Source organism: Maritimibacter sp. HL-12 (assembly GCF_900177545.1).
Classification (GTDB): Bacteria; Pseudomonadota; Alphaproteobacteria; order Rhodobacterales; family Rhodobacteraceae; genus Sinisalibacter.
On record NZ_FXBQ01000001.1, the window covers coordinates 383,848 to 410,415 of the forward strand.

Here is a 26,568-nt window from a genome sequence, read left to right on the forward strand (position 1 = left end):
TCATGCCTCCTCCAGCGCCTTGCGGCTGTCGTCGAGCAGGCGGATCGCCTCGCTGCCTGCGAGGCGCTGGATATCGTCCTGGTATTTCAGGATCGCGCCGATGGTGTCGGCGATCACCTCCGGCGACAGCGTGATCACGTCGAGGGCGAGCAGGCATTTCGCCCAGTCGATGGTTTCGGCCACGCCCGGGCGCTTGAACAGGTCTTCGGTGCGCAGCCGCTGGACGAAGGCCACGATCTCGCGGCTGAGGTGCTCCGAGGCCTCGGGGCAGCGTGCGGCGAGGATCGCCATTTCGCGCTCGAAGGCAGGATAGTCGACCCAGTGGTAAAGGCAGCGGCGCTTGAGCGCGTCGTGCACCTCGCGGGTGCGGTTGGAGGTGAGGATCACGATCGGCGGCTCGGGGGCCTTCACGGTGCCAAGCTCGGGGATCGTCACCTGGAAATCGCTCAGTGCCTCCAGCAGGAAGGCCTCGAAGGGCTCATCCGTGCGGTCGATCTCGTCGATCAGCAGAACCGGCGCGCCGCCGGGCTGGGGCGACATCGCCTCCAGCAGCGGGCGGCGGATCAGGAACCGGTCGGAAAACAGCTCGTCGGTGAGCGCCTCCCGGTCGGTGCCCTCGGTGACCTCGGCGGTGCGGATCGCAACCATCTGTGCGGGGAAGTTCCACTCGTAGACGGCCGACGCCGCATCGAGCCCTTCGTAGCATTGCAGCCGGATCAACCGGCGGCCGAGACCTGCGGCGAGCGCCTTGGCGATCTCGGTCTTGCCCACGCCCGCCTCGCCTTCGAGAAACAGCGGACGCCCGAGCCGGAGCGCGAGGAAGACCACGGTGGCGAGCGCACGGCCCGCGACGTAATCCTGCCGCGCGAGCATCTCCTGCACGCCCTCTATGCTGTCGGGTATCGCGGTCATCGTTCTGCCTCCCTGCCAACCCGCGCATGGGACATGGGCGAAGCGCCGGGGTCAAGACCCGCACGCGGCCGGATGCCGCGAGCCGATACAACAATCCTCCCCGCAGCCGCGCCGCCGCCGCACAGCGCGCTTGGCAAGACCGCGGCCGACGCCCTATGGTCCGCATGGGTGCAAGCGGCAACGCGCCGCGGAACGACAAGGCCCTTGCCCGGGCCGGAAGAGGACAGAGCATGGGGCGGGAACGCGAAGTCGGAACCCTCTGGATCGGCGGTCCGCTAAGCTGGCTTGAACAGCTCAGCCTGAGATCCTTTGTCGACAAGGGCCAGAAGATCACGCTGTTCAGCTACGACGATATACCCAATGTGCCCGAGGGGGTGATCCACCGGGACGGGCGCGAGATCATCGACACCGAGGATTTCATCAAGTACGAGCTGAAGAACAGTTTCGCCCTGTTTGCCGATCTGTTCCGTCTGCACATGATCCACAAATGCCCCGGCATGATCTGGGTCGATACCGATGTCTATTGCCATCGCCCGATGGACTACGAAACCGATTACGTGCTCGGCTTCGAACTGCCCGGCGAAAAGCGTGTGAACAACGCCGTGCTCGGCCTGCCGAGCGACAGCGAGATGCTGGCGCAGATGCTGGCGTTCACCGAAGATCGCCATTCGATCGCGCCATTCCTGCCGAAAGCGAAGCAGCGCGACTACCGACAGAAGGCCGAGGCGGGCGCGCCCGTGCATGTCAGCCAGCAGCCGTGGGGGATCTGGGGCCCGTCGATGGTCACCCATTACGTGCACCTGCTCGGGCTTGCCGACAAGGTTCTGCCGCTCGAAGCCTTCTACCCGGTCACCTTCCCCGACCGGGCGAAGTTCCTGCGCCCTGCAAAGGTGGTGGAAGCCATCGTCACCGATGAAACCACGGCGCTGCACCTTTGGGCCTCGAACAAGAAGCAGCTCGGCAAGTTGCACCACGGCTTGCCGCCGAAAGGCTCCTACCTCGACAAGCTGGTCCGACTGCACGACATCCAGCCCGCCCTCGCCCCGATCCGCGAACGCGGGACGGCGGTGTTCGATAGCGGACTGATCGACCACATCGACCTTGGCGACATCACGTCGGTGGCCGACATGACCGGTGCGGCGCGCGGCCTGGTTCTGGCGCTGGCCCATCAGCATGAGTGCGAGGTTCGGCTGCTCAACCTCGACAACAGATGCAGGTTCGCGGCCGAACCCCAGCCCTGGATCGCGGAATACACCGAGTTTCTGGCCCACAACGGCATTTCCTCCGAGCGGGTCCGGATCATCGAAACCGAGAACGACCTCAAGCCGGTGGATGTGCTCTGCAATCTCGACGGCTTTGGCAGCAACCTCCGGATCCGCAATCTTGGCCCGGTCTACGACCGGCTCCTGCATGCCGACAGCCGCGTGATCATGGATATCAGGAAAGGCTCCGGGGCGTTTCCGTTCCTCAAGCGTTACGGCACCAACACCGTGATCGCGACCCGCGAGGTCGACGGTGCGCCCGTCACCCGGGTTCTGGTAACGCCGATGCCTGCGGAGACAACCGAGAACGACGAAGGCTGGAACCGGATCGCCACCCGGCTGGCGGGCAAGGACGGGTTCTATCGCCCCGGCCCCGAGGGGCATTCCTTCCTGTTCGTCCCGCGCGACAAAGACACGCTCGTGGTGACCTTCGACAACCTCGACATCACGATGAACAAGCGCGACGACCGCCGGCCCTGGGGCTATGCCTTCATCGAGCAGCAGGGCTGGTCGATGCTGGGGGTGCTGGCGGGCGGCTGGACATGGTATCGCAATCCGTGGGTCTCCGAGCAGTTCGACGAGCTGCGCGACGCTGGATTTTTCAAGCAATTCAAGCGCGTGGTCTTCTACGGCGCCTCGATGGGGGGCTATGCCGCCTGCGCCTTCTCACCCGCCGCGCCGGGGGCGGACGTGGTGGCGATCAGCCCGCAGACCACGCTCAACAAGTCCATCGTGCCTTGGGAAACCCGCTACAAGGTCGCCTGGGAGCGCGACTTTTCCGGTCCCTACGGCGATGCGGCACAGGTTTCAGACGCCGCGCGCAAGGTCTACATTCTCTATGATCCCTACGAGCCGCTCGATTCCGGCCACGTCAACCGCTTCACCCACGACAACGTCGAGTACCTGCGCGCGCCGCTGCTCGGCCATCGGCTCGGCTCGTCTCTGAGCCAGATGGGCATCCTCACGCCGATCATCCTCGGCGCACTCGCGGGCACGCTGACATCGCAGGACTATTACCAGATGCTGCGCACCCGAAAGACCTTCCCGCGCTACCAGCGCGAATTGTTCACCCGCGCCGTCGACAAGGGCCACCGCAAGCTGGCGAAACGCCTCGGCGAATACATCCTCGCACGCGATGACAACCGCAAGGTCCGGCAGGGGATGAAGGGGCTGTGAGTGCGCGGATCCATTTAATGGTTGCGCGTCAGCCCACCGCCTTCAGATGGTCGGCGAGTCGTCGTTGGGTCTTCCAGACTCGTTTTTCAGTCACCTCCCGATAGTGATCTTTGTCCCCGACAAGTCCCAGATTTGGGTGCAACTCGAAATCGTATGGAATCCTGGACAATTTGGGGCAATACCTCTCGACGATATCGAATACCGGAAGAGACAAACGCCTCGCCTCCTCCGAGAACGACAACGAGAGGCCGATCAGGCGTCGGCTATTGAAGGGCGAAAGATAAAAATTGCGCCAAAGTGCCGGGAACGTGGCTCCCACAGTAGAATTGTAGTAGACTTCTAGAAACATGAAATCAGCGGCCTTTTCCATCGCGTTGTCTGGCAGAGACCGTTGCCAAGTAAAGAAATCATCCGAAAAACGGTCAACGGTATCTCGGCCGAATAACTCCCTAGGAACAATCAGCAGACGCTTTATTTGCCAATCCGCTTCCTGCCAGTGTTCTTTACCCTTGGAAACATAAACAGCCCTGAGAATATCAGTTTGATGCCCACGCAAGATGATATTTTTTTCCGGAACCTGCAAGATCACACCGTTCTCATACTCCGCTGGCATCGGCACCTCAGCGCCGAACGCCATGTTCCAGGATACCCGAAATTCGTTGCGCTGCCTTTTCGGAATAGAGGCATTGCGCCGATCATGGACTTCGTGGCGAAAGCACAGCGCCTTGCACAATTCCCCTCCAATTGCAGCATCGCGGCGCGTAGCGTAGTTATTCACATGGGTATAGAATTGTGAAACATGGGAGCCATGGTCCTTCGCGAAAGCAAGGAGCAAGCGACTGTCTTGCCCGCCCGAGATCGGGAATGATACGGGATAGGCACGAGAGATTTCAGCAAGGTTGTACGAAGCCCGATCAAATATCTCGTCGTAGACCCCTAGTACCTGGTCATTCGAAATCAAAAATTTTTCATTCTTCGGCCAATGCCGGTGCTCAGAGAACTCTTCCAATTCCAGGTAGTAGTTTGGATTGAGACGCCGCACCCTTTCGTCGGCTGTATGAAACAGCGAGAACTTACCTCTATGCTCACGAATCACCTCGAAATCGAATTTGGGATTCGGCATCAGCTCGTCGAAGATTGCAAGCAATGGCGACGCCGAGATAAGGCGATCTGCCTTGTTGTAGACCGCGCCAATCATCCCGACCGGGTCGCAATAGAAACGGGTCTCTCCGCCGGCTTCGATCAGGAATGCATAGCGCCCCGCTACGTCAATGAGCCACTTTTCAAAAGCTTTCCAAAAATCCCTATCTTCCAGCGAAAACGGCAGCACATTGGCACTTTCGTTGATCAGGCCCACCGGACCGACGGCCACCCCAAGAAGGTATCCAATAAAACCTCCATTCCGATCAGATAATTGACAAACCGGCAAACCATTGCCGGCATGAATCTTCCACGATGCTCGCGAAAAGGTTCGGAATTGCGGGATATCGAGCTCAGCTTTCGATACCACGTATTGGTATCGAAAGGCCGAGCCGAATTTCCGAGCCGCAAGTGGCCATTTTTTCTGAGCCTCTAGCAACATGTCACATCCTTCCGCCCGGTCAGGAGTCTTGTGAAATGAAAAACAGTATTGTGTGCCTTATCGGCGGGAAGGCTGACCGTCTGGCCCATGGCTAAGGCTCCCCCGTTCTTGCTCAATGCGCCCCCTCAATGCTCCGCTTCCCCGCTGTGCTCGACGGTGAAGAAGAAATCCGGCGGCAGCGCGCGCAGATGGAGATCCTCCGGGATCACCCCTGGCCCGGCGTTGAACACGTTGGCACCGAAGTGGTGCAGCATCCGCGAAAGCTGCTCGAACCGTTCGCTGGTGAGCTCGCGATAGAAATCCTCGTAGTTTTCTGTGGCCCGAAGCTCGGCGATCCTGGTCCGGTGCGCGGCCACCGAATGCTCGTGCGCGGCGCGGATTTCCGGGTCGGCCATGAGCCGGTCGTACTCGGCCCGGAGCTTCGGCACCATCCGCAGGATCGAGCCTTCCTCCTCGGCGTTGTGGTTCATCCGGAACCAGTAGTTCAGCCCCTGGTCGCGGTCGACGTGGTTGACCCGGCCGCGGTCGCGTTTCACCAGGAAGCTCTCGGCGGACCGCACCGCGTAGTGGTTGAGCTGCACCCAGTCATAGCCATAGGTCTCCAGCGTCGAGCGCCAGCCGTTGCGGAACATCTCGCGCGGCATCGGCTGGCCCGAGCCGTTGAGCCATTTCACCTGGTCCCACAAATCGGGGATCAGGCCCTTGGGCCGGTGCACGCCGATCTTCTTGTAGAGGTCGATGTTGCGAAACAGCGTCTTGAAGCCCCAGGCCTGGTGCGGCTTGCGCGCGATCTCGGGAGCGGCCCGGGTGAACTGCTCGACGATGAAGCGATCCTCGAAACGGTGCACGTCATCGTTGCCGAACAGCCGCCACGTCAGCGAGATCATGTTCGCCTCGCCCATCGCGGCATAGAGCGCATCCAGCGTGCCGTCGCCGATCTTGACGTTGATGTATTCGTCCACGTCCATGCAGATCGCCCAGCCGCAATCGCGGATCACCGGCTCGCTTTCGGCGGCCTGCAACGCGGCATGCTGGGGCTTCAACTCGCCGCCCGGCCGCCACGGGTTGGCGCGGTGCTGCACGATGCCTTTCTGCATCAGCAGATCCAGCATCGTGTCGGTGCCATCGGTGCAATCGTTGGTGTAGATCAGGAAATCATCGACGCCGATCGCGCGGTGATAGGCGATCCACTCCATGATGAAGGGGCCTTCGTTCTTCATCGTGGTGATGATCGCGGTGCGCCCGGCCTTGGTGGCATGGCGTGGCGCGGGCTTGGGCTTCGACACCGGCGGGCGGATCGGCTTGTGGCCCCAGTGGCTCTGCGCGAGGTCCAGCAGGACCGGGTCTTCGACCAGCGAGGTCTTGGGGGCAAGCTCGGCCGCGTTGCGCCCCGGCACCCGGATCGCCATCGCGCGCCAGAACCCGAACACCCTGTCGGGGTCTGGCTTGGCATAGGCCACGCGGACCATCCGCCAGGTCGCGTCGAGCCCCGCCTTCGCCGGTGCGCAGCCCCATTTCGCAATCCCCCGCCGCGCGTCGAACTGGCGGCAGATGTGATCTGCGAAGCGTTCGCGCTGGCCTTTTCGCACCCGCCACGGGTAGATCCGCCGCCCAACCAGAAGGACAACACCCGACCGCGCCTGTTGGCAGGCGTCGAACACGTTGCCCTGCGCGCCCGTCGGGGCGAGAAAATCGGTCACGTCCAGCACCACGAGCGCGCGCGCCCGGACGAGAAAGCGCCATTTCACGATCTCGAAGAGAATGCCCTGCCCGAGCGGCGCCCGCCACGGATCGGGGGCGGGCACCGCCATCCGGTCCTTTCCCGGCGCATCGGGGGCAAGGTAGGGGTGGTTCTCGGGGCCAAGGCCCGGCTTGCCGAGCGGCACCGGGCTTTCGAGCGTGGCAACAACCATGTCGAGGCCGCGCGTCGCGAGACCGTCGCGCAGCGCTTCGTCGAACCCCGCGCCGGAAACCGCCGCGCTGTCGGGCGGGCAGCGATCGAGGATCACCGCCGCCTGTGCGCCGTGCTCATCGTGATGCCATTGCAGCCAGTCGAGCACCGTTTCGGGCGGCTCTTCGAGGCGCTGGCCGAACAGGCAGTTCAGCCCGTCGAAACGGTCGTGGTCGGGCCGGGCCGGGCGAAAGGTGCAAGCCCGTTTCGCGGGCGTCGGGGCCTCATGCGTGGGGGCGTGCTCGAACAGGTCGATGGAAACCTCGCCCGGCCGCGCCGCGCGGGCATAGACGAGGGCGCAGCCCGAAACGTCGCGCCGCTCGACGATCTCGACACCCGCCGCCTCGGGCGCAATCTGCGCCGCCGCCGCCGGGTTGGCGAAGAACGCCCGGATTTCCTCGTGCCCGGTGCCGTCGCGGTCCTCGGTCCACGACACCGCGTCGAGCAGGTGCGGTCCGTCCTGCGGCCCCGTCGCGCTCACCAGTTGTCGCCGGAATACCTCGGCCATACGCCCGTTACCTGCCAAAACCTGTTTTCGGTGACCTTACACAGCGCGCCGACACAGGGGAAGGGCTGCGCAAGGGGCCGGACCCACAGCCCATTGCGCTCGCGGCGCACATCGCTCAGGGTTTTCCCAGTTCATCCGCCGCGCCGCCGCGCGCCCTGTCCGAACCCGGAGATTTGCCCATTGCGCGCAACCGCCGTTTTCACCGTTCGCAACGAAGGTGCCTTCCTGCTCGAATGGCTGGCCCACCACAAGGGGCTGGGCTTCACAGATTTTCTCGCGTTTTCAAACGATTGCGACGATGGCACCGACGCCATGCTCGACCGGCTCGAGGAGATCGGCGAGATCGTGCACCTGCCCAACCCCGGACCGCACGAGGGCGGGGTGCAGTTCTCGGCGCTGAAACAGGCCGACAGGCACCCGCTGGTGCGCGAGGCCGATTGGCTGGTAACGCTCGACATCGACGAGTTCATCAATATCCACGCGGGCGACCACACGCTCGACGCGCTCCTGGACGCCCTGCCCGATGCCGACGCGATCACCCTCACCTGGCGTCTGTTCGGCAATTGCGGGCTGCGCGATTTTGCCGATGCGCCGGTGACCCGGCAATTCACCCGCGCCGCGCCGGAGGTCATGGTCTGGCCATGGCGCGCGTTCATGTTCAAGACGCTCTACCGCAATTCGGGTGCCTACGCCAAACTCGGCGTGCACCGCCCGCGCAGCCCCACCGAAGCGGCCGACAGCGCACGCTGGTTCGATGGCGAAGGGCGCGAACTGGAGCCGGTCTTCCGGCGCGGCCGGATCTTCTCGCCCCCCGGGCGCAAGCACTACCGGCTTGCCCAGCTCAACCATTACCCGCTCGGTGCGATGGAGAGCTACATCGTCAAGCGCGACCGCGGCCGGCCGAACCGCCAGGCCGATGCGCACGGGCTGGATTACTGGACCGAGCGCAACTGGTGCCAGGTCGAGGATACCACGATCGACGCCGCCGAGAGCCTGAGCGCGCCGCACCTTGCCCGCCTGCGCACCGACCCGGTGCTGGCGCGGCTGCACGACGCAGCGGTGGCCTGGCGCAAGGCGCGGTTCGCCGCGCTGATGGCGGAGGAGCCCAACCGCGCGCTCTATGGCCGCCTGCTGCTCGCCCCGCCCGCCCGCGTCGTTCAGCCCGACGAGGCGCGCCGATTGTTCCAATTCGCACGCCCGCCGAAATCCGTGTAAACAGCGTAAACAGAGGGGCAAAAACGCACCACGCGGCGCGCCGGTCGCGGAATCCTTGACACGAGTCAAAGCCCCGGCGCGCAAAACCCGCTAGGCACGGAGCGACTTTCACAGAAAGGAACGCGATCATGGACACTGCGACCCGAAACATCCGCCAGCTCATCTGGTTTGAAGAGCTCCGGCGTGAAGATGTCGCTCTCGTGGGCGGCAAGAACTCCTCGCTTGGCGAGATGGTGTCGCAACTCGAACCGCTCGGCATCAAGGTGCCGCCGGGCTATGCCACCACCTCCGACGCCTTCCGCGCCTTCATCAAGGCCAACGATCTGCACCACGTGATCGAAGAAACCATGGCCGATCTCGATGAAGGCAAGATCACGCTGGCCGAGGCCGGCAAGAAGGTGCGCGCCGCGGTGATCGCGGGCGAATTCCCCGAAGACAGCCGCAAGGCCATCGTCGCGGCCTATCACGAGCTTGGCCGCCGGGTCGGCGGCGATAACCCCTCGGTCGCCGTGCGTTCCTCGGCCACCGCCGAAGACCTGCCCGACGCTTCCTTTGCCGGCCAGCAGGAAACCTATCTCAACGTGGTGGGCGAGAAGGCCCTCCTGGAAACCTGCCGCAAGTGCTTCGCCTCGCTGTTCACCGACCGGGCGATTTCCTACCGCAACGTGCAGGGCTTCGGCCACCTCGACGTGGCGCTCTCGATCGGCGTGCAGCTCATGGTGCGCTCCGATATCGGCGGTTCGGGCGTGATGTTCTCGATCGACACCGAAACCGGCTGGCCCCACGCCGTGCTGATCAACGCCGCCTGGGGGCTTGGCGAAAACGTCGTTCAGGGCGCGGTGACGCCGGATGAATACCAGGTCTACAAGCCCTTCCTCGACCGCAAGGACGTGACGCCGATCATCGAGAAGAAGCTCGGCGCGAAAGAGAAGAAGATGATCTACGCCGGGCTTGAAGGCGGCGACATCAAGAACGTGCCCACCTCGAAAGCCGAGAAGGAAGCCTTCGTGCTGTCGGACGAGGAGATCGTCGAACTGGCGCGCTACGCCAAGACGATCGAGGACCATTACGGCCAGCCGATGGACATGGAATGGGCCCGCGACGGCGTGAACGGCGGCATCTACATCGTTCAGGCCCGGCCCGAGACGGTGCAGAGCCGAGTGCAGGCGGGGGCGATGAAACGCTTCAGCGTCTCTAGCCACGGCGACATCCTGCTCAAGGGCCTCTCGGTCGGCGCGGCGGTGGCCACCGGCACGATCTGCCTGATCGAAGACGTCAAGGACATCGACAAGTTCACCGACGGTGCGATCCTCGTCACCACCCAGACCGACCCGGACTGGGTGCCGATCATGAAACGCGCCAAGGCGATCATCACCGACAGCGGCGGGCGCACCAGCCACGCCGCCATCGTCAGCCGCGAACTGGGCGTGCCCGCCATCGTCGGCACCGGCACCGCCACCCATGTTCTGCACGACATGCAGGACGTGACGGTGGATTGCTCCGAGGGCGACGAAGGGCTGATCTACGAAGGCTTCGCCAAATACGAAGTGGAAGAGCTCGATCTCACCCATGTTCCCGAGACGAAAACCAAGATCATGCTCAACCTCGCCAACCCCTCGACCTCGGCGCGCTGGTGGCGCCTGCCGATCGACGGCGTGGGGCTCGCGCGGATGGAATTCGTGATCAACAACGCGATCATCGCCCACCCGCTCGCGCTGATCCACTTCGACAAGGTGAAAAAGGAGAGCGACCGCGACTTCATCGAGGAATTGACCAAGGGCTACGAGGACAAGTCGCAATTCTTCATCGACACGCTCGCGCGCGGGCTCAGCCGGATCGCGGCGCTGGCCTATCCCAACAAGGTCATCGTGCGCATGTCGGACTTCAAGACGAACGAATACGCCGAGCTTGTCGGCGGCCGCCAGTTCGAACCGAAGGAAGAAAACCCGATGATCGGCTTCCGCGGTGCCTCGCGCTACTACTCGGAAAGCTACGAGCCGGGCTATGCGCTCGAATGCAAGGCGATCAAGAAGCTGCGCGAGGAAATGGGTTTCGACAACGTGGTGATCATGATCCCGTTCTGCCGTTCGCTCGACGAGGCCGACAAGGTGCTCGAGGTTTCGGCCCGCCACGGCCTTGTGCGCGGCGAGAACGGGCTGGAGATCTACGTGATGTGCGAGATCCCCGCCAACGTGATCCTCGCCGAGCAGTTCGCCGACCGCTTCGACGGCTTCTCGATCGGCTCGAACGACCTCACCCAGCTCACCATGGGGGTGGACCGCGATTCGGGCACGCTGGCCGATCTGTTCGACGAATCGAACGAGGCGGTGAAGTGGATGATCTCGACGGTGATCGACAAGGCGCACCAGACCGGCAGCTATGTCGGCCTCTGCGGACAGGCCCCGTCGAACAACCCGACCTTCGCGAAGTTCCTCGTCGAAGCCGGGATCGACACCATCTCGGTGACGCCCGACAGTTTCATCGCGGTGAAGGAAAACGTGGCCGAGGCCGAGAAGGCCAAAGGCTGAGGCACCGCGGGTACGCGTGAGGCCGGGGCCTGCGCCCCGGCCCGCCGGCCTTTACCGGTGCCACGGCGCAAAACGGCGTCAATCCTGCCTTGATCCGGCCAGTCCGGCCACTTCCTCACGGATGATCCGCGCGATCAGCGCGCAATCCCCGAGGCTGAAGGCGAGCGGTAGCCGCATGTCGATCAGCCCCGCGAGCACCCGGTCGCTCTGCGGCAAGGGGCCGGGCGCGGCGTAGTGCCAATGGTCATAGCGCGAGGTGAAGCCGTGCGGTTCCTCCGCGCCGAACCATTTCAGCGCCACCCCGCGTGCACCGCAGCGGTCCACCACCGCCCGCACGTCGTCTTCCGCCCAGTCAAGCAGCAGGAACTGGAACGACGACATCACGTAATCCTCCGCCGCGGGGCGCTCGATCAGCGTGAGCCCCGGCGTGCCCCGAAGCCCTGCCTCGACCGCACGGTAGCGCGCGTTCCAGCCCGCACAGCGGGTGTCGAGGGCGGCCAGTTGCGGGCGCAGCACCGCCGCGCGCAGGTTGTCCATCCGCCCCGAGATATTGGGCATGTCATATCTCACCGCCGCGAAGGCCTCGGGCGGCGGCACGCTGCCGTGGCGCTCGTAGAACATGTAACTGCCGGACAGCAGAACCATCTTCGCCGCAAGCCCGGCGTCGTCGGTGACCAGAAGCCCGCCCTCGCCCGAGTTCATGTGCTTGTAGCTCTGGGTCGAATAGGCCCCGATCACGCCATGACGCCCCGAGAGCACGCCGTTCCAGCGCGCGCCCAGGGTATGGGCGCAATCCTCCACCACCGCGATCCCCGCCGCATCGCAGATCGCCATCAGCCGGTCCATGTCGGCGATATGGCCGCGCATGTGGCTGAGCAGGAGCACCCGCGCCTCGCCCGCCTTGGCGGCGAGATCGTCAAGGTCGATCACCAGCGCCTCGGTGACGCCGACGAAGACCGGCACCGCGCCGAGGCTGGCGATCGCGCCCGGCACCGGGGCGAGGGTGAAGGCGTTGGTCAGAACCTTGTCGCCCGGCCCCACCCCGAGCGCGCGCAACGCGGTGGCGAGCGCGTAGCCGCCAGAGGCCACGGCGAGGGCGTAAGCCGCGCCCGCCCAGTCGGCAAACTCGCGCTCCAGCAGCGACACCTCGCTTGCCTCGCCCGGCACCTCGCCGTAGCGGTGCAATCGCCCCGAGCGCATCACCGCCAGCGCCGCCGCCTCGGCCTCGGGCGGCAACGGATCGGTCTGGGTGAAATTCCCGGTGAAGCTCTCTTGCGTCATGGCGTGAGACTGCGGGCGGGCGCGGGCGGCGTCAACCGATCAGGCGGCGGGTGAGCGCCGCGAGATCGTCGTAATGGTCAAGCAGGCCCTCGGGTGCCAGCGCCTCGACGCCGCGCCCCGTTGGCCCGAAGGTGACCAGCGCCGAGGGCACTCCGGCGGCGCGGGCGGTTTCGCGGTCGGTCTCGGTGTCGCCGAGCAGGTAGGACTGCGCGAGAATGCCGCCAGCGCGCGTCACCGCCGCGCGGTAGGGCGCGGCATCGGGCTTTCGGGTGGGCAAGGTATCGGCCCCGATCAGCGCGCCGAAAAGATCGCGCACCCCGAGCCGGGTGAGCAGGGTCTCGGCCAGCCCCTCGGGCTTGTTGGTGCAGACCCCGAGCGCGTAGCCCGCCTGCCTGAGTACCTCCAGCGCCTCCAGGGCACCGGGATAAACCTGGGTGTGCACGTCGATATGCGCGCCGTAATGGTCGAGGAACCGCGGAAAGGCACGCTCCACCTCCGCCTCGTCGCCCTGCCCGGCCCGGGAAAAGCCGAGCCGCAGCATCGCCCGCCCGCCGCGAAAGGCGGTGGCCGCGTCGGTGGCGGGATCGAGCAGATCACCGAGGCCGAGATCGCAAAAACAGACGTTGGCCGCGGCGATGAGATCGCCCGAGGTATCGGCCAGCGTGCCGTCGAGGTCGAAGATCACCGTGCGCATGCGCCTTCCCGCTTATCCCGATGGGTCCGCGCCTTTTCCTTGCAGCGCGGTGCCGCTGGGTTAAAACGGGCGCGACCATTTGAAAAGAGCAGATCATGCCGACAAGCCTCATTATTCTCGCTGCCGGACAGGGCACAAGGATGCAATCCGACCTGCCCAAGGTGCTCCACGAGCTTGGCAGCGCGCCGCTGTTTGCCCATGCGCTCGCCTCCGGCCGGGCGCTGGAGCCCGAGCGCGTGGTGCTGGTGGCGGGGCACGGGTTTGACGATGTGCAACGCGCGGCCCTCGCCATCGACAACGAGATCGCGGTGGTCGAGCAGGCCGATCAGAAGGGCACCGCCCACGCCGTGGCGCAGGCAAAGGCTGCGCTCGAAGGTTTCGACGGCGATGCCATGGTGCTCTACGGCGACACCCCCTTCATACGGCCCGAGACGCTCGACGCGATGCTGGCGGCGCGCGCCGCCGGGGCCGACGTGGTGGTGCTGGGATTCGAGGCCGCCGATCCGGGGCGCTACGGCCGCCTCGTTGTGGAAGGCGGCGCGCTTCTCCGGATCGTCGAGTTCAAGGACGCCACCGAGGCCGAGCGCGCGATCAGCCTGTGCAACTCCGGCGTCGTTGCCGCCGATGCCTCTACGCTGTTTTCGCTGATCGAAGAGGTCGGCAACGCGAACGCCTCGGGCGAGTATTACCTTACCGATATCGTTGAAATCGCGCGGGCGCGGGGCCTGTCGGCGGCAACGGTGAGCTGCGATGAGGCGGAAACGCTGGGGATCAACACCCGCGCCGAACTGGCCCGCGCGGAGGCCTTGTTCCAGGCCCACAAGCGCGCCGAGGCGCTGGAGAACGGTGTCACGCTGGTGGCCCCCGAAACGGTGTATTTCGCGCAGGACACATGGGTCGGCCGTGACGCGGTGATCGAGCCGAACGTGGTCTTCGGCCCCGGCGTGACGGTTGAGACCGGCGCGCGCATCCGCGCTTTCAGCCACCTCGAGGGCTGCCACGTGAGCCGGGACGCGCAAGTTGGCCCCTTCGCCCGGCTGCGCCCCGGCGCGGAACTCGCCGAGGGCGCGAAGGTGGGCAATTTCGTCGAGATCAAGAACGCCGAGATCGCCGAGGGCGCCAAGGTCAACCACCTCACCTATATCGGCGATGCCTTCGTCGGCGCAGGTGCCAATATCGGCGCAGGCACGATCACCTGCAACTACGACGGTGTGTTCAAGCATCACACCCACATCGGCGCGCGCGCCTTCATCGGCTCCGATACGATGCTGGTGGCGCCGGTGCAGATTGGCGACGACGCGATGACGGCGACCGGCTCGGTGGTGACCCGAGACGTGCCCGACGGGGCCATGGCGATCGGCCGTGCACGGTTGGAGATCAAGGAAGGCCTGTGGCGTCGTATGTATGAAAAGATGAAGGCTGCAAAGAAATCCGGGAAAAACCGGGCCTGAAATGTTCGATTTCTGAAACTTGTATCACGGATCGAACCTGCTGGAAGGACCAAGGGACATGTGCGGAATAGTCGGAATTCTCGGAACCCATGAAGTCGCCCCGACAATCGTCGAGGGGCTGAAGCGGCTCGAATACCGTGGCTATGACAGCGCCGGGATCGCCACCGTCAACGCGGCTGGCGAACTGCACCGTCGCCGCGCCATCGGCAAGCTCGTCAACCTCTCCGACCGGCTGGTGCATGAGCCCCTGGCAGGCTTCTCGGGCATCGGGCACACCCGCTGGGCCACCCATGGTGCCCCGAACGAGGCCAATGCCCATCCCCACCGCGCCGGCGGCGTGGCCGTGGTGCACAACGGGATCATCGAGAATTTCAACGCTCTGCGCGACGAAATGGCGGCGCGCGGCATGGCGCACGAAACCGATACCGATACCGAAACCGTCGCCATGCTGGCGCAATCCTACATCGCGGACGGCCTCGGCCCGGTCGAGGCGGTGCGCGCCACGCTGGCCCGGCTGGAGGGGGCCTTCGCACTCCTGTTCCTGTTCGAAGGCGAGGGCGACCTGATGATCGCCGCGCGCAAGGGCAGCCCGCTCGCCATCGGCCACGGCGAGGGCGAGATGTTCGTCGGCTCCGACGCCATCGCACTGGCCCCGATGACCGACCGGATCACCTATCTCGAAGAGGGCGACTGGGCGGTGATCACGCGCGCAGGGGCCACGATCTACAACGCCGCGGGCGAACTGGCCAACCGCGCCGAGCGCCGCATCCTGATGGATGCCGCGCGGATCGAGAAAGGCGGCCACAGGCACTTCATGATGAAGGAGATTGCCGAGCAACCCACCGTGGTCGGCAAGGTGCTCGACGCCTATCTGTCGCCCGAGGGCGACGCCGTGGCGCTCGATCTCGACGGCATCGACTTCGCCAAGGTCGAACGGCTCTCCATCGTCGCCTGCGGAACCGCCTATTATGCCGGGCTGGTGGCGAAATACTGGTTCGAACGCTACGCCCGCATGCCCGTCGATATCGACGTCGCGAGTGAGTTCCGCTACCGCGAACCGCCATTCCCGGCCGGCACGCTCGGGGTTTTCGTCAGCCAGTCGGGCGAGACCGCCGACACGCTTGCCGCCCTGCGCTTCGCCACCGGCGAGGGGATCCGCACGCTCGCGCTGGTCAACGTGCCTGAAAGCTCGATCGCCCGCGAGGCCGACGTGGCGGTGCAGATCCACGCCGGACCCGAGATCGCCGTGGCCTCGACCAAGGCCTTCACCTGCCAGCTCACCACCTTCGCGGTGCTGGTGGTCAAGGCCGCCGAAGCACGCGGCACGCTCGATGCGAACGAGGTCGCCGAGATGCTTGCCGCGTTGCGCAAACTGCCGGGCCTGCTCAGCCACGCGCTGGCCATCGACGATGCGATCCGCACCGCCGCCGAGGCGATCGCCGAAACCCATGACGTGCTCTTCCTCGGCCGCGGCCAGATGTTTCCTCTCGCCCTGGAAGGTGCGCTTAAACTTAAGGAAATCAGTTACCTGCATGCCGAAGGTTATCCTTCGGGCGAACTCAAGCATGGCCCCATCGCGCTTGTCGACAAGGCCACGCCGGTGGTTGTTCTCGCCCCCCATGACGCGTTGTTCGAAAAGACCGTGTCGAACATGCAGGAGGTCATGGCGCGCGGCGGACGGGTCTTGTTGATCTCCGACGCCCGCGCAATCGCCCAGGCCGGCGACGGAGTCTGGCAGGCGATCACCATGCCCGATGCGCCGGAATTCATCCAGCCCGTGCTCTACGCGGTGCCGGCGCAACTGCTCGCCTACCACGGCGCGGTCGCGAAGGGCACCGACGTCGACCAGCCGCGCAACCTCGCCAAGTCGGTCACCGTCGAATGACCCCCGAAGCCGCGCTGGCAGCCCTCGAAGCGCTGGCCGACCCCGGCCGCGCAGAAGGTGCGGCGGCCTATCACAAGGCCCCGCGCCGCTATCTCGGGGTGCCCAACCCGGCGATCAACGATCTCACCACCGAATGGCGGCGCGCGCTCGATGTGCCCGCCCGGGTAGCGCTGGCCGGGGCGCTGTGGCAAACCGATATCCACGAGGCGCGGATCGCGGCGGCCAAGCTGCTCACCCAGGCGCGGCTGCGTCCCGACGAAGCCGCCTGGGCGTTGATCGCCTCGTGGGTGCCAGATTTCGATGCTTGGGCGATCGCCGATCACGCCTGTATTGCCGGGCAGAAACGGCTGGTGGCCGATCCCGCCCGGATCGACGAGGTGGCGGCATGGACGCAGTCCGACCACATGTGGACCCGTCGCGCCGCGCTTGTCATCACCCTGCCCTGGACCCGGCAGAACCATCCCAAACCCGCCGAACTGGCGATCCGTGACCGGGTGCTGGGCTGGGCCGCCGCGTATGTAGACGATCCTGCGTGGTTCATCCAGAAAGCGGTGGCCTGGTGGCTGCGCGATCTCTCCCGGCATGATCCGGAGCGCACCCGCGCCTTCCTGGCCGAGCACGGCGCGAGGATGAAGCCCTTCGCGCGCAAGGAAGCGGCGAAACACCTCGCCGCCACGTAACACGCAGGACCGCGCCGCCGGGCGATGTTGACTTGCCGCCGCCGCCGTTGAACCGTGACCCGGGAGGAGGAAAACCTTGATGAGCTTGGCGCGATCGACACCGGGTTGGGCCGCGATGCTCTTGGCCGTCGCGTGCCTTGCCGGGTTCGCGACCGGTGCCCCTGCGCAAGGCGAAGGCCCTCTGGCAGAGGCCCGCGCTGCCGAGGCCCGGCTTGATTTTGCCGCTGCCTACGCCCTGCTTGAAACCGCGATGTCTGCCGCGCCCGGCAGCGCGGCCCCCTACCTTGCGCGCGCCGGGCTGCACCGCAAGCTCGCCCGGCCCGCGCTAGCCCTCGCCGATCTCGACCGCGCCCGCACCCTTGCCCCCGACGATCCCTCGCCGCTCGTGGAGATCGGTGAAATCTGGCTCGAAAACAACGCGCTGCGCCAATCCATCGGGGCCTTCGACGCGGCGCTGGAACGCGCCCCCGAGCACCTGCCGGCGCTGGCGGGGCGCGCGCGCGCCCATGCCAAGGCCGGCCTCACCGGCAACGCCCTCGCGGATTTCGATCGCGCGCTGAGCCTCGCCCCCGACGACACCACGCTCATAGACGCCCGCAGCGCGCTGATCGAGGCCCGGGCCGCCCAACGGGTCACCGCGATTTCCTATGATCCCTCGGCGCTGATGGAGCCGGAGTTTCGCATCGACGAAGGCAGGCCCGAAGCCGCCGACCGGCTCGTGATCGTCGAAGCGGGCAACGAGCTTGCCACCGACGCGGACGGCGTCGACCCGGCCGCGTTGGCCCAGGCCGTTGCTGCCGGCGCGCTGCATCTCACCCGGCTCTTCACCTACACCGGGCAGGACAGCGCGATCTGGGCCAATCTCGCGCTGATCTGCGGCGGACCCGAGGCCCAGGCCGCGATGCGCGCGGCTTTGACCGCCGAGGAAGGCCGTGCGGCGCTCGCCAGCATCGACGCGGGCGGCGATCTCGCCCCGCTCAAGGCCCTGGTGCGCGCGGCCTATGCCCGCTCGGGGGTCGATGTCGACCGGGTTGAAACCTGCGCCTTCAACCGCGGGCAAGCCTTGCGCTACCTTGCCGAATGGACCGGGAAGCAAGAAGGCCAGGCCTGGAAAGGCGTGAACTTCTACGATTTCTGGCCGGTCTATATCTGGAACGACACAGTTATTACGCGCGCTGAGGCGAATGCCCGCCTTGCGGGCCTGTTGCCCGCCGAGCCCGGAGCGCCAGAGGAACCGCGGGCCGCAGGCGCGCAAGGCGCAATCGACGACACCGGCGACGGCGCGACAGGCGCCGCACCGGAGGCCGAAATGCCGCTGGCGCAAGATTCGCAGGCGGATGGCTCCAGCCTTGCCGACGCACCAGACATGGGCGCGCCGCCCGCCTCCGGCACCGCGTCCGAGGCACAGGTGCCTGCCCCTGAAGACCCCGCACCCGATCCGACCTTGCCGCCCGAAACCACCGCGCACCTGCCGGCCCCGGTTACGGCCGAGGGCCGCGTGCCGGTGGAGCTTCGCGGGATCTATGCCCCCGGTCTGGTCGACTGCCTTGCCTACGGCGCACGGCGTGACGCCGCCACCACGCTCGACGAGATCCTGCCTGCCCTGAACCCGCTCGACGGCCCGCCGATCGGGACCGTGCTGCTCGCCAGCCAACGCCTTCACCTCTTCAACGCGACCGGCACCGAATGCGGGCTCGCGGCCTTGCCCGAAACCGGCTCCAACGCGGCATGGCGCGGCGACTTCGCCTGTGTCAACGCGCTCGCGGCCGGTGTCGTCACACCGCTGGAGCTTGTCCGCATTGAAAGCGACGGTCCGGCCCCGCAACTCGAAGCCCGGCTGGGCACGGCCGAACCGGTAACCTTGGTCCAGTGCCGTCCCTTCGGCCTGCTCGGGCGCGACGCCGCACCGATCTGGGACTTCGACGAGCCCGGCTGCCGGTCACGCGCGCCGGTCGGCGGCGCGGCGTTCGAGTTCCGCGCGACCGCGGGCGGTCAACTCGCGCTCCACATCACGCCCGATGGCGCGCTGACAGAGGCCACCGCGCCCCGGCTCAGACTAGACGGCCTGGCCTGGGACACCGGCACCCCAACCCGGGAGGCGGGCGCTTGGCGCTTCGATTTGGGGGCGTTTTCCGCGGCAAGCGAACGCCTCGAACTCGGACTGTTTCTCGACCTGATCGGGCCGGGCGGCGGCGTTGATCTGCGCCTGCCGCTCCTCGGCAGCAGTGCCGCCATGGCTCGACTTGCCGCTTGCGCCGCGAGCCAGGCGGGTGACGACAACGGATGACCCCCGCGCGGCAGTGTCTCGGCCGTCAGCCAGGCCCGGAGCGCTCACGCTGCGGCGCCGTTTGCGCGACCGGCGGCGCTTCGGGCGCATCCCGGTGCGCTTCGAGAGTCGCGTCGAAGAAGGTGCATTGCGCCCGCCCGCGCGATTTGGATGCATAGAGCGCCGCGTCGGCATCGCGCATCATCCGCGCGGCCTCGGGCAGGGCATATTGCGACGAGCGCACAAGCCCGATCGAGGCAGAAATCTGCGCATGCTGCGTGCCGAAGGGCACCGGCTCCTCAAGTTTCCCGATCATCCGCTCGGCGATGCACAACATCTGCGCTTCGTCGGTTATCCCCTTGAAAACGATGACGAACTCATCCCCGCCAACGCGCACGACCTCATCCTCGGCCCGGGATTCCTCGCGCAGGATCCGGGCCACCTCGGTGAGCACGAGATCGCCCGCAGCGTGACCGAGCGTATCGTTGACCTGTTTGAAGAAGTCGAGATCGAGGTGCATGAGGGTGAACGGGGTCTGCCGCGCGATCAGGCGTTCGAGCACGTGATCGAGCGCGCGCCGGTTGCTCAGCCCGGTGAGCGTATCGCTGCGCGCTTCGGCCTCGGCCATGGTCTTGGCGCCGTGCAATCGCTCGTTGAGCTTGCGGCTCTCGGCCATCGCGGCCGACTTGGCCTCGACCAGGTAGAGCATTTCCAGCGTCAGATCTGTGGCGGCGAAATCGGACCCGGCAAGGCCAAACCGCGCCACCGCGTCGATCACGGCGATGCCGAAGGAAAGGTTGACGAGCACGCCCTGCCCCGCCTGCAACCGCACCGCCGTGCCGATCAACGGCGTGCGCGCCGGATCGCGCAGGCGCAGGTGCAGTTTTTTTCCGGCCCGCTCGGTGATCGCGTCGAGGCTCTCGACCCGACGTGGGCGGCGGGCTTCGAACAGGTCGAAGAAGGCCGCACCGACAACCGGTGCCGCCGGATGGATCTTGTGCACGACCGGCCCGGCATGGGTGACGATGCCGCCCCGGTCGGTGACGACATGCATCGGCATCAGGATATCGAAGGCATTGGCATCGAGGCATACGTGCGTTTCGCTCTGCATCTTGCCCTCCGCCGCCGCGCCTAGCCCGCGCGCTGCGCCAGCGCGAAGCCACGACCTTCGGTAAAATCTGCCTCCAGAAGACGGATCGCGAGCCGGGCATCGCCCATACCGGCACCGCCCTGCGTGAGTCGCCTCTCCTGCTCGATCACAACGAGCGCACCGTAATCATCGGCCATCGCCTGCAAAAGCCCGGTCAGGACCGGCGCAAACTCCGGCGGCGCATCATCGCACCGAAGCAGGTAGTCGCCCGGGCCACGCTCTTCCAGCACGATGTCAGGCAGCAGCAGGTCGGGCACGGCAAGCCGCACCCGCCCGCTCAGATCTTCCAGCGAGGCCAGGAAACCCTCATAGTCCACCCCGCCGAACCGCAAGAGCCGGCGCACGCGTTCCGAGGCCGGATGGGTGGCGAGAAAGATGCCGAAGTCTTCCAGCAGGGCCTCGGCGGGCTTGTCGAGGCGAACCGCCGTATCCGCCAGAAGCTGGGCGGCGAGCCCGTCGTCATAGTGAAACATCGGTTCGAAATGCTCGAGTCCGGCATCGAGGCGCTCGACAAGCCCTGCCCAATGCCCCTCTCCGTAGGTGTTGCGCACGAAGCTTTCGAACGCGCAGATGATCAAGCCGTGCATGGGTTGCCGTCCTTTCCGTGCGCGACCTTGGCCCGGAGACGTTAACGAAGACCGAAGCCGCTTTCGCGTTTTCGTTCGATTTTTTTCTATCCCCGGCGCTTCAGCCGGCGTCGAGCCAGCCCGGCAGGTGGCCGATATCGGGCAGCACCACGTCGGCCAGCGGGGCCAGGTCTGCCGCGCCCGCGGGGCCGCTGAGCACCGCCACAACCTGCATCCCCGCGGCGCGCCCGGCGATGAGGTCGTGGGTGCTGTCGCCCACCATCACCACGCGGGCGGGCACCAGCCCGGCGGCCTCGGCGAAGGCGAGGCACATGCCGGGCGCGGGCTTGCCGCCGTGACCACTGTCGTAGCCCGCGATGAAATCGAACATCTGCTCCACCCCCGCCGCCGCAAGATGCGCGCGCGCCGGGGCTTCGGCGTCGTTGGTCGCCACCCCGAGGCGCAAACCCCGGGCCTTCAGCGCGCCGAGCAAGGCGGTGAGCGGCACCGCCTCGGCCATCGGCGCCCGGGCGGCCTCGGCGTTCAACCGGGCCACCACGTCGGAGACCGGCAAGCCGAGCACCGGCACGAGCGCCTGCGCGGTTTGCTCCGGGGTGCCGGCAATCGCCACGGACTCGGGGCGGAACGCCCGCGCGGCGAGGTCGAATCCCACCGCATCGGCGAGCGCGGCCCGCAGCGCCATGTCGCCCCCGCCCCAATGGCCGATCAGGGCCTCGACCCAGGCCACCCAGGTTGCGTTGAAATCGAACAGGGTGCCGTCCTTGTCGAACAGCACGCCATCGGCACGGCGCTCAGGTCCAGTGGACATCGCCACCCCCGGGAAGTGCCGCGCGTGCCGTCATCGGCGCGTGGTAGTCGAGCCCGGCGCTGTCGCAGAACGCCGTGACCCAGGCGTCGTCCATGGTGATGAAATCGAGCAGTGCGCCGAGGAAGGCCGGATCGCGCGCGCCATCGCGCAAGTCGACCTCGCTGGCACCGGAAGCGCCCAGAAACACCGGCAAAAGCTCTTCGTTGGCGGCAATCCAGGCCAATGCGCGCAGGGCGATTGTTTCGGCGAAATCCGGCGTCATTGGTATGGGGCTCGCTGTTGGAAACTCTTTGTTAACGATTCTGAGGCATCTCTTACCAAACAACCCGCAATTGGACACGCCCGGATCGCAGAACATGGCAGGTCGCATTCTCATAGCCGATTCGACAGCGACCAACAGGATCGTCCTGAAGGTCAAGCTCGCCGCGGCGCGTTACCAGACGGTGCAAGCGGTCAGCGGCTCCGAGGCGCTGGCGATCGCCAGGGCCACCCGGCCCGACCTCGTGATCATCGATGCCCACCTCGCGGAATGCGGCGGTGCCTGCCTCTGCGCGCGGCTCAAGGCCGATCCCGAGACCCGCGCGATCCCGGTTCTGGTGATCGACGGTGCCCCGAGCCAGAAGGCGCGCCTCGCGGCCCTGCGCGCGGGTGCCGACGACTACCTCGCCAAGCCGCTCGACGAACCGAGCCTGCTGGCCCTCGTGCGCGCGTTGATGCGCACCCGCGCAACCCACGACGAGCTTGCCCGGAGGCAGAACACCGCCGAGGCGCTCGGTTTTGCCGAGCCGGTCGCCACCTTCACCCGTCAGGCGCAGGTCACCCTGATCGCGCCGGCCGCCGAAACCGCGCTTGGCTGGCGTCGCGCGCTCGGTGCGCGTCACCCGGCGCAGTTTGCCACCTCGACCCGTACCCAGGCCCTCGACGCGATCGGCGCAAGCGATGCCTCCGACGCCTTTGTCATCGCCGCCGATCTCGCGCGGCACGGCGACGGGATCGGCCTTGTCAGCGAATTGCGCTCGCGCGGTGCCACCCGTCATGCCGTGATCATCATCCTGGACGAGGCCAACGCCCCCGGCACCGTGGCCATGGCGCTCGACATCGGCGCCAGCGCGGTCGTTTCCGGATCGTTCGACGCCGAGGAGATCGCGATTCGCCTTGAAACCCTGCTGGCCCGCAAAAACGAGGCCGACATGCTGCGCAACCGCCTCGATGAACGCCTCGGCCTCGCCCTGCGAGACCCGCTCACCGGGCTCTACAATCGCCGCTATGGCAATGCCTACCTTGACCGGATGATCACGGGAGCGGCCAAGACCGGCCAGCCTTTCGCACTGATGCTGCTCGATCTCGACCGGTTCAAGACGGTCAACGACAGCTTTGGCCACGTCGTCGGCGACGAGGTTCTGATCGAGGCCGGCAAACGGCTGGGCGAAAACCTGCGCGAAATCGACCTGCTGGCGCGGTACGGCGGCGAGGAATTCGTCATCGCCCTGCCCGAAACCGGGCTCGAAGGTGCCCAGATCGCCGCCGAACGGTTGCGCCGGGTGATCGGCGAAACCCCGATCTGCCTCGCGACGCAGGGCGTCGAGGTGCCCGTCACCGTGTCGATCGGTGTCGCGGTCTACGCAGGCGGCGCACAGGGCGACACCCTGCCCACGCCGCAAAACCTCATCGAACAGGCCGACGCCGCGCTCTATGCCTCCAAGAGCGACGGGCGCAACCTCGTGACCTTCGCCGGCGGGCGCGCCGCCTGAACGCCACCGCCCCGGCGCATGGTTCGTGTCAAACGCGAACAAACCCGGCAACGGACACCGAGATCGCCTCAGCGCTTGCGGTCGCCGCGCGCCATGCGGTCTTCCATCCGCTCGGCGAAGGCAGACCGCTCTGCCGGGCTCATGCCCGCGAGCACGTCGAGCAGGGCCGCGCGCCCGGCCTCCACGCGCGCCGACACCCGCGCCTGCTGCGCCGCCATCACCGTCTCCAGCGCCGCACGCTCGAAGGGCTCCGCCTTCAGCGCGGCGATGATCCGGGCAAACTCGGCTTCCAGCGCGGCCCGGTCGGGCCGGGCGGCCTCGCCCCGCCGCCGCAAGGCCTCGCCGATCTCGCCCCGCGCCTCGTGCGGCAGGGCGGCAAAGAACGGCGCGAACCCGGTCGAATGCAGCGCGGTGCGGTCGAAACCGGGGCCCCCCGGTGCCCGCCCGTCGCGCAGATGAGCCCCGGTGATCGCCCCCAGCACCAGAAGGTTCATGACCAGCGAAACCGCCAGCAGCACCTTCGGCCAGCGCCGGGGTCGCTTCGCCGCGTCCTGGGTCGGGAAATCGTCGCTCATTGTCCGCCCTCCTCGTAGAACGCCGCCAATCCGTCATCGGCGGGCAGGATGTCTTCCAGCGCATAGCTCGCGGCACCGTCGGCCAGGAGCAACCCGCCCGACAAGGTGTCGAGACGCTCGGGCGAGACGAAACCGAACCAGACCCCGGCGAGCGTGGCCGTTACCAGCCCGGCCAGCGTGGTCCAGCCCCCCAGGCCATCGACGAACCGCGCCCAGGGTCCGGGCCGTGCCATCGGCCGCGGTGGCCGGTCACGCGCCGCCTGCAGGTTTTCCGCGTCGGCAAGAATGCGCGCCATCAACCCCGCGGAAGGCTCCGGTGTCTCGGCCCGCGCCGCAGCAAACATCGCGTCGAGCGCGGTGTCATCCAGCTTGTCCGGTTCAGTCTTCGACATATCCCAACTCCTCGCGCCTCTGGCCAAGGCTGGCCGCCAGCGCCCGTTTGCCCCGGGCGATCAGACTCTCGACCGCCTCGACGCTGATTTGCAGAACCTCCGCGATCTCGGGGTTCGTCCGCCCCTCGATATGGCGCAGCACCACCGCCACGCGCTGGCGCTCCGGCAGGGCCGCGAGCGCCTCGTCGAGCGCGCGCGCCCGCGCCGCCTGCATCATTTCCGCCAGAGCCCCCGGGCGCTCGTCTTCCGGCTCCGGGATCGTGTCGAGCCCGACGCCCCGGCGGCGGCGCAGCCGATCGGTGCACAGGTTGGACGTCACCCGGTAGAGCCAGGTGCTGACCTTGGCCTCACCCGGCCGCCACTCCGGCGCGACCCGCCAGAGCCGCAGCATGGCTTCCTGCGTGACATCCTCGGCCTCGTGCCGGTCGCCGCCCAACATGCGCGCGGCAAAGCCCATCACCCGGGGAGCAAGCCGCACCGTGAGCGCCCGCGCGGCAGTGCGGTCGCCGTTGCCGAAGGCAACCAGCAGAGCCTCGTCAGATTGCTCGCTCCGGGCGTCGAATGCCATTTTCATCACGTCTCCGGCCTAGACCTTCCGCATCGACGCGGCAACAGCCAGGCATCCCGGGCGGAGGTGCGTCGCCCGGGCCATATTCGCGGGCCTACCAGCGCGACTTGCGGTCTCCACGCGGGCCATCGCCGCGCTTGCCGAAGCCGCGCTTGCCGCGCCGGTCGCTGATCTCGGCTTTCGCCTCGTCGAATTCGGCAGCGCTGATCGCGTTGTCGTCGTCGGTGTCGAAGCGGTCGATCATCCGCCCAAAGCCCTTTTCGGGCGCAAGCTCTTCGGGCGAGAGCGCGCCGTCACCATCGCTGTCGCGCGCCTCGATCATCCGCCCGGCCATTGCCTCGGCCCGCGCGGCGGGATCGCCCCGCATCCGGTCGGAGCGGCCTTCGAAGCGGGCGACGATCTGCGCCGCGATCTCGGCCGCGTCGAGCTTGCCGTCGCCATCGCCATCGGCATCGGCCAGCCGCGCCGCCGCCCGGGCGGCGAGATCGTCCTCGGTTATGAGGCCGTCGCCGTTTGCATCGAGCGTGGCGAAGTCAACCGCGAATATCCCTCGCGCGCCGTGCTGGTCAGCCATGCCGCGGGCCAAGACCGGCGTGACCGCCAAGCCCACCGCGGCACTTGCGAGAAGGCCCAGCCCGGTAATCCTGAGTGCCTGTTTCATCTGCATATCTCCCGTTTCTGTATCGCTTGCCCGCTGTTCGGGCGACCGGAAATGCCCCCGATCATGCAAGTGATACGCAGCGCCGCGCTGTTTCCGTCGCTGGGCAAAATCTGCGACATCTGGACGCACCGGCGATCTGAGCCATATTACCGGGGCCTTTCAATACCTATGATCATGGGCACGCGAACAGGACATCGAACGAAAGGTTGGCCCTCATCATGGACGCCTCCACCACCCAACATGCCGGGCAGATCGCGCAAGGCGCGCCGCACGCCTTTCACGATCACGGCGACGAGCGCGATCTCGGTCAGGCGTCCTGGCGCGGTTTTCTGCGCCGCTGCCCGGCTTGCGGCACCGGACCGATGATGAAGGGCTATTTACAGGTGCGCGACACCTGCACGGTCTGCGGCGAGGAGATGCATCACCACCGCGCCGACGATGGCCCGGCCTGGCTCACGATCATCCTCGTCGGCCACCTGATGGCACCGATCCTCGGTTGGGCCTTCATCGAGTTCCGCCCCGACCCGATGGTGCTGACCGCCGTTTTCGGCATCGGAACGGTTGCGCTGTCGCTCTGGCTTCTGCCAAGGTTCAAAGGGCTCATGGTCGGTTTCCAATGGGCCAAGCGGATGCACGGTTTCGCCCCCGACGTGCCCGATCCCGCGCGCAAGGGGGCGTGACCGGG

General features: G+C 66.6%; 22 protein-coding genes. 9 read left to right on the plus strand and 13 right to left on the minus strand.

Features of this window, described 5'->3' with window-relative positions; genetic code table 11:
* A complete protein-coding gene (locus tag B9Y97_RS01940) occupies positions 1-912 on the minus strand; it encodes an AAA family ATPase (RefSeq protein ID WP_085525177.1) in 912 nt (303 codons plus the stop codon).
* 230 nt (positions 913-1,142) lie between these two features.
* On the opposite strand from B9Y97_RS01940, the gene B9Y97_RS01945 reads away from it, so the two are divergent.
* Positions 1,143-3,350 carry a hypothetical protein gene (locus B9Y97_RS01945; RefSeq protein ID WP_085528047.1) on the plus strand — a complete coding sequence of 736 codons (2,208 nt, stop codon included), beginning with the start codon at positions 1,143-1,145 and terminating at the stop codon, positions 3,348-3,350.
* Positions 3,351-3,378: 28 nt separating this feature from the next.
* Here the strand turns inward: B9Y97_RS01945 and B9Y97_RS01950 are convergent, their stop codons facing one another.
* Positions 3,379-4,932, minus strand: a complete 1,554-nt coding sequence (locus B9Y97_RS01950) for a hypothetical protein (protein ID WP_139828196.1) — start codon at positions 4,930-4,932, stop codon at positions 3,379-3,381.
* 125 nt (positions 4,933-5,057) lie between these two features.
* A complete protein-coding gene (locus B9Y97_RS01955) occupies positions 5,058-7,391 on the minus strand; it encodes a glycosyltransferase family 2 protein (RefSeq protein WP_085525179.1) in 2,334 nt (777 codons plus the stop codon).
* Between the two features lie 180 nt (positions 7,392-7,571).
* Between B9Y97_RS01955 and B9Y97_RS01960 the strand changes: the two genes are divergently transcribed.
* Together B9Y97_RS01960 and ppsA are read left to right on the plus strand one after the other, a co-directional pair.
* Positions 7,572-8,606, plus strand: a complete 1,035-nt coding sequence (locus B9Y97_RS01960; RefSeq protein WP_085525180.1) for a glycosyltransferase family 2 protein — start codon at positions 7,572-7,574, stop codon at positions 8,604-8,606.
* A gap of 128 nt (positions 8,607-8,734) precedes the next feature.
* A complete protein-coding gene (gene ppsA / locus B9Y97_RS01965; protein ID WP_085525181.1) occupies positions 8,735-11,134 on the plus strand; it encodes a phosphoenolpyruvate synthase in 2,400 nt (799 codons plus the stop codon).
* A 78-nt stretch (positions 11,135-11,212) separates the two neighbouring features.
* Here the strand turns inward: ppsA and B9Y97_RS01970 are convergent, their stop codons facing one another.
* Both B9Y97_RS01970 and B9Y97_RS01975 read right to left on the minus strand, forming a co-directional pair.
* Positions 11,213-12,415, minus strand: coding sequence for a DegT/DnrJ/EryC1/StrS family aminotransferase (locus B9Y97_RS01970; protein WP_085525182.1), 1,203 nt, complete (start codon positions 12,413-12,415; stop codon positions 11,213-11,215).
* 31 nt (positions 12,416-12,446) lie between these two features.
* Entirely contained in the window at positions 12,447-13,109 is a 663-nt protein-coding gene (locus tag B9Y97_RS01975; protein WP_085525183.1) for an HAD-IA family hydrolase, read from the minus strand.
* A gap of 95 nt (positions 13,110-13,204) precedes the next feature.
* On the opposite strand from B9Y97_RS01975, the gene glmU reads away from it, so the two are divergent.
* The 4 genes from glmU to B9Y97_RS01995 all read left to right on the plus strand — a co-directional run bounded on the left by glmU (position 13,205) and on the right by B9Y97_RS01995 (position 19,412).
* Complete coding sequence (gene glmU, locus B9Y97_RS01980) at positions 13,205-14,560, plus strand: bifunctional UDP-N-acetylglucosamine diphosphorylase/glucosamine-1-phosphate N-acetyltransferase GlmU (protein WP_085525184.1); 1,356 nt, start codon at positions 13,205-13,207, stop codon at positions 14,558-14,560.
* A 58-nt stretch (positions 14,561-14,618) separates the two neighbouring features.
* Positions 14,619-16,445, plus strand: a complete 1,827-nt coding sequence (gene glmS / locus B9Y97_RS01985) for a glutamine--fructose-6-phosphate transaminase (isomerizing) (protein ID WP_085525185.1) — start codon at positions 14,619-14,621, stop codon at positions 16,443-16,445.
* A complete protein-coding gene (locus tag B9Y97_RS01990) occupies positions 16,442-17,125 on the plus strand; it encodes a DNA alkylation repair protein (RefSeq protein WP_085525186.1) in 684 nt (227 codons plus the stop codon). The genes glmS and B9Y97_RS01990 overlap by 4 nt, the downstream gene beginning before the upstream one ends.
* Positions 17,126-17,204: 79 nt before the next feature.
* Positions 17,205-19,412: a tetratricopeptide repeat protein gene (locus B9Y97_RS01995; RefSeq protein ID WP_139828197.1), complete on the plus strand. Its 2,208-nt coding sequence runs from the start codon at positions 17,205-17,207 to the stop codon at positions 19,410-19,412.
* A 25-nt stretch (positions 19,413-19,437) separates the two neighbouring features.
* Here the strand turns inward: B9Y97_RS01995 and B9Y97_RS02000 are convergent, their stop codons facing one another.
* From B9Y97_RS02000 to B9Y97_RS02015, 4 genes are all read right to left on the minus strand, one after another.
* Complete coding sequence (locus tag B9Y97_RS02000) at positions 19,438-20,502, minus strand: GGDEF domain-containing protein (protein ID WP_085525188.1); 1,065 nt, start codon at positions 20,500-20,502, stop codon at positions 19,438-19,440.
* A gap of 20 nt (positions 20,503-20,522) precedes the next feature.
* Positions 20,523-21,128, minus strand: coding sequence for a heme NO-binding domain-containing protein (locus B9Y97_RS02005; RefSeq protein ID WP_085525189.1), 606 nt, complete (start codon positions 21,126-21,128; stop codon positions 20,523-20,525).
* A 100-nt stretch (positions 21,129-21,228) separates the two neighbouring features.
* Entirely contained in the window at positions 21,229-21,936 is a 708-nt protein-coding gene (locus B9Y97_RS02010) for an HAD family hydrolase (protein ID WP_085525190.1), read from the minus strand.
* Positions 21,920-22,204 (minus strand): DUF3572 domain-containing protein, encoded by a 285-nt coding sequence (locus tag B9Y97_RS02015; RefSeq protein WP_085528048.1) that lies wholly within the window; start codon positions 22,202-22,204, stop codon positions 21,920-21,922. Before B9Y97_RS02015 ends, B9Y97_RS02010 begins: the two co-directional genes overlap by 17 nt.
* Before the next feature lie 88 nt (positions 22,205-22,292).
* Between B9Y97_RS02015 and B9Y97_RS02020 the strand changes: the two genes are divergently transcribed.
* On the plus strand, positions 22,293-23,687 hold the full coding sequence (locus B9Y97_RS02020) for a diguanylate cyclase (protein WP_176224270.1): 1,395 nt from the start codon (positions 22,293-22,295) through the stop codon (positions 23,685-23,687).
* Positions 23,688-23,755: 68 nt separating this feature from the next.
* On the opposite strand, the gene B9Y97_RS02025 is transcribed toward B9Y97_RS02020, so the two are convergent.
* The 4 genes from B9Y97_RS02025 to B9Y97_RS02040 all read right to left on the minus strand — a co-directional run bounded on the left by B9Y97_RS02025 (position 23,756) and on the right by B9Y97_RS02040 (position 25,883).
* Complete coding sequence (locus tag B9Y97_RS02025; RefSeq protein ID WP_085525192.1) at positions 23,756-24,262, minus strand: periplasmic heavy metal sensor; 507 nt, start codon at positions 24,260-24,262, stop codon at positions 23,756-23,758.
* Positions 24,259-24,654, minus strand: coding sequence for a dihydroorotate dehydrogenase (locus B9Y97_RS02030; RefSeq protein ID WP_139828198.1), 396 nt, complete (start codon positions 24,652-24,654; stop codon positions 24,259-24,261). Before B9Y97_RS02030 ends, B9Y97_RS02025 begins: the two co-directional genes overlap by 4 nt.
* Positions 24,641-25,228, minus strand: a complete 588-nt coding sequence (locus tag B9Y97_RS02035; RefSeq protein WP_085525193.1) for an RNA polymerase sigma factor — start codon at positions 25,226-25,228, stop codon at positions 24,641-24,643. Before B9Y97_RS02035 ends, B9Y97_RS02030 begins: the two co-directional genes overlap by 14 nt.
* A gap of 88 nt (positions 25,229-25,316) precedes the next feature.
* Positions 25,317-25,883 (minus strand): EF-hand domain-containing protein, encoded by a 567-nt coding sequence (locus B9Y97_RS02040; protein WP_085525194.1) that lies wholly within the window; start codon positions 25,881-25,883, stop codon positions 25,317-25,319.
* A gap of 218 nt (positions 25,884-26,101) precedes the next feature.
* Here B9Y97_RS02040 and B9Y97_RS02045 point away from each other — a divergent pair, with 218 nt between their 5' ends.
* Positions 26,102-26,563, plus strand: coding sequence for a DUF983 domain-containing protein (locus tag B9Y97_RS02045; RefSeq protein ID WP_085525195.1), 462 nt, complete (start codon positions 26,102-26,104; stop codon positions 26,561-26,563).
* Positions 26,564-26,568: the final 5 nt, after the last annotated feature.